This window comes from Collinsella sp. AF23-2, from assembly GCF_003459245.1.
GTDB lineage: Bacteria > Actinomycetota > Coriobacteriia > Coriobacteriales > Coriobacteriaceae > Collinsella.
The window spans coordinates 66,696-72,780 of the sequence record NZ_QRVG01000010.1 but is presented as its reverse complement, the minus strand read 5'-3'; the positions used below and the strand labels follow the sequence as shown (position 1 = coordinate 72,780).

Sequence of the window (6,085 nt, the reverse complement as noted above, 5' to 3'; positions counted from 1 at the left end):
TAGGCGACCGCCAGCCCCGCGGCGCGGGCGCGCCGCACGGCGAGGGACCCTATGTTGCGGAACTGGTCGACGACGACGAGCGTGCCGGCGGGCGCGGAGGAGAACAGCGCGTCGAGAGCGCCCTCCCGGTTGCGGACGGGGGCGCTGGCCAGCACCTCCCCGCCGCGGTCGATCAGGCAGGCCCAGTGGGAGGACTTGCCGACGTCCAGGCCGAGCACGGCCGCGGGTCTGGTCGATGGCGCTTTCACGGTGGTATCCTTCCGGTAGTCGTTCGACCGGATGGCCTCCCCCTCGGCACTCACATTACCAGCCGCGGCGCCTGCCCGGCACTTTCCTATCAGCCGTCGGGGGCGGCGCGTCCCGCGCCGGCAGCACCCAACGGGCCCTCTCGGGGGCAGGGACGTTCGGCCGTGCGCGGGCGCCCGGTCGGCGGCCCGTTCTGGGCGCGCCTCAATCGTAGCCCGAGACGGGCCCGGGCTGACAATTTCGACTGTAATGGACGTTCTTAAATGACTAGGTGTGGCTGCTTGGGCTAGGCTGTTAGGTCGAGTTCGTAGAGAAAGCTTTCGCGCGGCATGTCGTGACGACGCTCTTCGCGGTTGGCGCGGTGCGTGGCCGTGCGCTTAAAGCCGTGCAACTCGTAGAACTTCCACGAGCAGTTGGAGTCGGTGTACAGGTGCGCCCTTGTCGCCCCGCGCGAGGACAGGTACGAGACCGCGGCATCGAGCAACACTGAGCCTACACCCAGGCCGTGGACATCGGGATCGACGGCGAGCAGCGTGACTTCGTTGTCGTGCGGCAACGGGCTGCTCTCGAGCAGGCGGTTGTTGGTTCGGATGGTTGCGCGCACAAACGAGAGATACTCGGCGCAGACATCGGGCTCCAGCTCGCGCATCTGCGAAAGCAGCGCGCGTTCGGTATCCATCCAGTGTTCCTTAACGGTGGCGCCGGAACTCTGTCCCGCGCGCGCGAGCGCAATGCCACGCGCCTGACCGTCGATTACGGCAACCTGCGAAAACGTCGATGACGAAAGGCAATGGGCGAGGTCGCACGCGGCCTCGAGGCGGTTGTACTCATCGTTATCCGAATTGTTATGCCAAAGCTGCTGCAGAATCAGCGCGATGGCGTCGAAGTCTTCGGTATCAAACGGTCGGTAGAGAACCCGCGAGACCATGGTGCCTCTTTCTTTTGCGGATGCATATCGAGCACAGTTCTACCACGCTATTGGCATCTAATTATGGTGCCCCTGTGTTCCATGAACTCACCGTGCCCGGTGCCGTGCCCATCCCCTCCGCTCGCAAACTTTTTCTGCACATGCGCTCGTTGCGGGGTGCATCGATGCGCTCGATGCGCTACATTGAATCAGTATTTTCAATGCCGCTGCGCGAGCGCTGCAGATCGACGTATCACCGACTCACAGAGCACGGCGGCGTACCAGACAGGAGGACTGCATGGGATCTGATGTGAAGATCGCACGCGCGTTGATCTCGGTTACCGATAAGACGGGCGTCGTCGATTTCGCACGGACGCTGGTCGATGACTTTGGCGTCGAGATCATCTCTACGGGCGGCACGGCTCGTGCCATCGAGGACGCGGGCGTTCCCGTAACCCCCATCGAGGAGTTCACGGGCTATCCCGAGATGATGGACGGCCGCGTTAAGACCCTGCACCCCAAGGTTCACGGCGCGCTGCTGGCCCGCCGCGATTCCGAGCAGCACATGCAGGAGGCCGCCCAGCACGGCATTAAGCTGATCGACCTGGTCGTCGTCAACCTGTACGAGTTCGAGAAGACCGTCGCCAACCCCGAGGTCACCTTTGCGGACGCCATCGAGCACATCGACATTGGCGGTCCCTCCATGCTGCGCTCCGCCGCTAAGAACGCTGCGAGCGTTACCGTCATCTCTGACCCGGCCGACTACGACGCTGTCCTTGCCGAGATGCGCGAGACCGGCGGCTGCACCACGCTTGCCACCCGTCGTCGCCTGCAGGTGAAGGTCTACCAGACTACCGCCGCCTACGATACGGCTATCTCCCGTTGGCTTGCCGCCCAGGCAAGCGACGTGGCGGACACCTCTGCCAAGCTCGAGATTTCGCTGGAAAAGGTCGACGACCTGCGCTATGGCGAGAACCCACAGCAGAAGGCCACGGTCTATCGTTTTGCCGAGGGCTGCGAGAACACCGCGAGCTCGCAGTTCCCGCTCGTGGGCTCCGAGCAGATCCAGGGCAAGCCGCTCAGCTACAACAACTATCTGGATGCCGACGCCGCTTGGAACCTGGTCCGCGAGTTCGACGAGCCGGCCTGCGTGATCCTCAAGCATCAGAACCCCTGCGGTTCCGCCGTTGCCGAGGACATCGCGGCCGCCTACGACCGCGCTTTCGCCTGCGATCCCAAGAGCGCCTTCGGCGGCATCATCGCCTGCAACCGCGAGGTTCCCTTTGAGCTGGTTGAGCACTTCGCCGACCAGAACAAGCAGTTCGTCGAGGTCATCATCGCCCCGAGCTACACCGATGGGGCGCTCGAGCGCATGGCCAAGCGCCCCAACCTGCGCGTGCTGGCTACCGGCGGCGTGGACCACGGTGCCCAGGTGGAGCTGCGCTCCATCGACGGCGGCATGCTGGTGCAGGAGGTCGACCACGTGACCGAGGATCCCGCGACCTTTACGTTCCCCACCGACCGCAAGCCCACCGACGCTGAGATGGCCGAGCTCGAGTTTGCCTGGAAGGTCTGCAAGGGCGTTAAGTCCAACGCCATCCTGGTCTCCAAGGGCAAGGCCGGCATTGGCATGGGCCCGGGTCAGCCCAACCGCGTTGACTCCGCACTGCTCGCCTGCGAACGCGCCGAGGACTTTTGCGAGCGCGAAGGCGTGGAGAAGGGCGGCTTTGCCTGCGCAAGTGACGCGTTCTTCCCGTTCCGCGACAACGTCGACGTGCTTGCCGCACACGGCGTGACCTGCATCATCCAGCCCGGCGGCTCCAAGCGCGATGACGAGAGCATCCAGGCCTGCAACGAGCACAATATTGCGATGGTTTTCACGGGTGCCCGCCACTTCCGCCATTAAGTAGGGAGGTGGCGCTGCGGCTTGCCCAACCACCGCACCTTGCCGCTCATTCGTCGCTCGCGTACCCAAGTACGCGTCGCTCCTCTTTCACGGCAATCTGCGGCACCTGGGCAACCCTCGCCGACCTGTTAGGTTGACTGGGGAGGATGGGATGTTATCTCGTCCCTTGGACCGCCTCGCTTCTAAAATAATCTCTGCAAAAGACGGTCGCTCCGTTTGGAGGGCCGTCTTTTTGGTATAAGAGGACGGAATGACTAACACGAAAGGTACAACCATGCCCCAGATTGATGATGCCGAGTTGTTTGGCAATGCCGAGGATCAGCGTGCGTACGAGGACTTTTGCGCCAATCAGGAGGCGGTCGAGAAGTTCACGCTCGACAAGCCCGCGCTTATCTGCCGCTGGCGCATGTCCAACAAAAAGGTGCCCATGCTCAACCGTCACATCCGCGCGCTGTCCGAGCGTCTGGTGCAGGGCGAACCGCTTACCCATAACATGCTCAGCTGGGCTAAGCAGCACGTTGAGTGGTCGCTTGCCGAGGGCGATTACACCGCGCACGACGGCGTGCTCATGCTGGTGATTGACGTCAACGGCAACGCTGCCATGACGGTGGGGGAGTACGAGCCGCTGGCCGATACGTCGGCCAAGGCGCTGCGTGTCCGCTCCGCCGAGGCCCGCTCCGAGGCCGACGAGACCGGCGTGGCGCCCGAGCTGCTCGCCGCCGTCAACAACGGCGAGCTTGCCTTTGTGGCGCCGGCGGACGAGTGCCTGTGCGGCACGGCGACGCTCATCGAGCAGCTGGCCCAGACCAAGGGCATCTCGGTCACGCGCGTAGATATTCCCGCGCAGCTTAAGGGCGCGCTGTTCCTGGTGAGCGACGAGCACGGCGTGGTCCCCGCCGACGATACCGATGCCGCAGAGGCGGACGCTGCTATGGTCGCCTTCTTCGCCGACGGCTACGAAAAGCTCCGTGCCCGCCGCTAAATGATTTTTCTGGGACGGGGATTAAAGAACATTTTGGTCCCCGCCACCGCTGCGAGTGCGAGGCGGACAAAACGCCCTCGCTCGCGAACAGTTCTGTCACCTTGGCACCGCGCGCGGTGCACACCTGCAGTTTCGCAGCCATAATGGTGGCAAGACAACCAAGAGGGGAGCGGAATCCATGGCGCTAATCTATATCGTTGAGGACGACGAGCCCATTCGTCGCGAGCTTGCCGATATCCTTGCCCGTGCCGGTTTTGAGGTTGAGGCCTGCGAATCGTTCGAGCACGTCTCGCGTGACATCCTGGCCGCTGCACCCGACTTGGTACTGCTCGACCTGACGCTTCCCGTCAAAGACGGCCAGCACATCTGCCATGAGGTCCGTCGCGAATCCGAGGTCCCCATCATCGTTCTCACGTCGCGCACGACCGAGATCGATGAGGTCATGGCCATGACGCTCGGCGCGGACGACTTTGTGCCCAAGCCCTATAGCGCCCGTGTGCTCGTGGCGCGCATCAATGCCCTGCTGCGTCGCACCGCGGCGGCGGGCGAGCGCAGCACGCTCGTCCACAAGGGGTTGGAGCTCGACCTTGCTCGCTCCGTGGTCACCAACACGGCAACCGGCACCAGCACCGAGCTCACCAAAAACGAGCTGCGTATCCTCTCGCTGCTCTTGGGTCGCGCGGGCAAGATCGTCTCGCGCTCGGCCATCATGCAGGACCTGTGGGACTCCGATGCCTTCGTGGACGACAATACGCTCACTGTCAACATCAACCGTCTGCGCACCACGCTCGAAAAAATCGGCGTCAAGGGGTATCTGACCACGCATCGCGGTCAGGGTTACTCGGTCTAGGTGCCGGTTATGTCGTTTGCCAAGTTCTTTAAAGATGCGCTGCTTCCCGTCGCCGTGTGGACGTGCGGCGTGCTGTTGAGTTGCTTTGTGCTGACGGTCGCCGGGGCACCCGCTTCCATCGTGGTCGTGGCGGTCGGCGTGTCCTTTATCTTTGGCATGCTCGGCATCGTGATCGAGTACGCGCGCCGCCGTCGATTTTTGCACCAGCTGGAGCGCGCGGCCGAGGAGCTGGAAAGCCCTGCGTGGGTGCAGGAGATGGTGCAGTGTCCGACCTATGCCGAGGGCGAGCTCGAATACGAAGTCCTGCGCCGCGTGGGCAAGGCGGCTTGCGATGAGGTAGCGGAAGGGCGACGTCAAACCGACGACTATCGCGACTATATCGAAAGCTGGGTCCACGAGGCCAAGTTGCCCCTGGCGGCAGCCCATCTGATTCTTGAAAACCTGGACGGCAGCGAAGACGACCTGTCGCGTGTGGATGACCTGGGTCGCGAGCTGGCTCGCGTTGAGCGCTATATCGACCAGGCACTGTACTATGCGCGCTCGGAAGTCGTGGAGCGCGACTACCTGATTCGCCGTTGGGATCTCAAGACCTTGGTGACGGGCGCGATTAAAGCCAACGCGCGCGAACTTATCGCGGCACATGTGGCGCCGGTGTGCGAGAACCTCGACTTTGAGGTCTTTACCGACGAGAAGTGGCTCGAGTTTATTCTGGGTCAGCTCATTCAGAACAGCATTAAATATGCGTGCGAGGACGGCGCGAAGATCGTGTTTTCGGGCGCATTACTGGACGAGGGCTTGGCGAGCGAACGCATCGAGCTCACCGTCGCGGACAACGGCTGCGGCGTGAGCGCGGCCGACCTGCCGCGCGTGTTCGAGAAGGGCTTTACCGGCGACAACGGCCGCACCACCAAGCGCGCAACGGGCATCGGCCTCTACCTGGTGGCGCGCCTGTGCTCCAAGATGGGCATCGACGTCACCGCGGCATCCGACTCCAGAGAAGGCTTTGTCGTAACGTTTTCCTTCTCAACGAACAAGTTCCAATACTTTGAGTAGCCGGACCGTCTTGCGCTGCGGACGGCTATGTTCCCGAACGTGAACTTAGCTAAGGCAACTGGCGCTATGTTCCCGGACGTGAACATAACTATGAGGCTCAAATGGATCTCCCAAAACAAAAACGTGCAGCCCAAACAAAAC

6 protein-coding genes are annotated in these 6,085 nt (G+C 62.7%); 4 read left to right on the top strand and 2 right to left on the bottom strand.

The annotated features are described in order from the left end of the window. Both DWY03_RS05735 and DWY03_RS05730 read right to left on the bottom strand, forming a co-directional pair. Nucleotides 1-248: transposase (locus DWY03_RS05735; RefSeq protein WP_147335438.1), on the bottom strand; the 248-nt coding region annotated here is incomplete at its 3' end. A gap of 284 nt (nt 249-532) precedes the next feature. Further along, nucleotides 533-1,174, bottom strand: a complete 642-nt coding sequence (locus DWY03_RS05730) for a GNAT family N-acetyltransferase (protein WP_117769936.1) — start codon at nt 1,172-1,174, stop codon at nt 533-535. 277 nt (nt 1,175-1,451) lie between these two features. Here DWY03_RS05730 and purH point away from each other — a divergent pair, with 277 nt between their 5' ends. The 4 genes from purH (at nt 1,452) to DWY03_RS05710 (ending at nt 5,944) form a co-directional block, all read left to right on the top strand. Next, complete coding sequence (gene purH, locus DWY03_RS05725) at nt 1,452-3,059, top strand: bifunctional phosphoribosylaminoimidazolecarboxamide formyltransferase/IMP cyclohydrolase (RefSeq protein WP_117840139.1); 1,608 nt, start codon at nt 1,452-1,454, stop codon at nt 3,057-3,059. Nucleotides 3,060-3,333: 274 nt separating this feature from the next. Next, entirely contained in the window at nt 3,334-4,041 is a 708-nt protein-coding gene (locus tag DWY03_RS05720; RefSeq protein ID WP_231500763.1) for a hypothetical protein, read from the top strand. A 178-nt stretch (nt 4,042-4,219) separates the two neighbouring features. Next, nucleotides 4,220-4,891, top strand: coding sequence for a response regulator transcription factor (locus DWY03_RS05715; RefSeq protein ID WP_117840137.1), 672 nt, complete (start codon nt 4,220-4,222; stop codon nt 4,889-4,891). Nucleotides 4,892-4,900: 9 nt separating this feature from the next. After that, nucleotides 4,901-5,944: a sensor histidine kinase gene (locus DWY03_RS05710; RefSeq protein ID WP_117840136.1), complete on the top strand. Its 1,044-nt coding sequence runs from the start codon at nt 4,901-4,903 to the stop codon at nt 5,942-5,944. Nucleotides 5,945-6,085 lie beyond the last annotated feature (141 nt).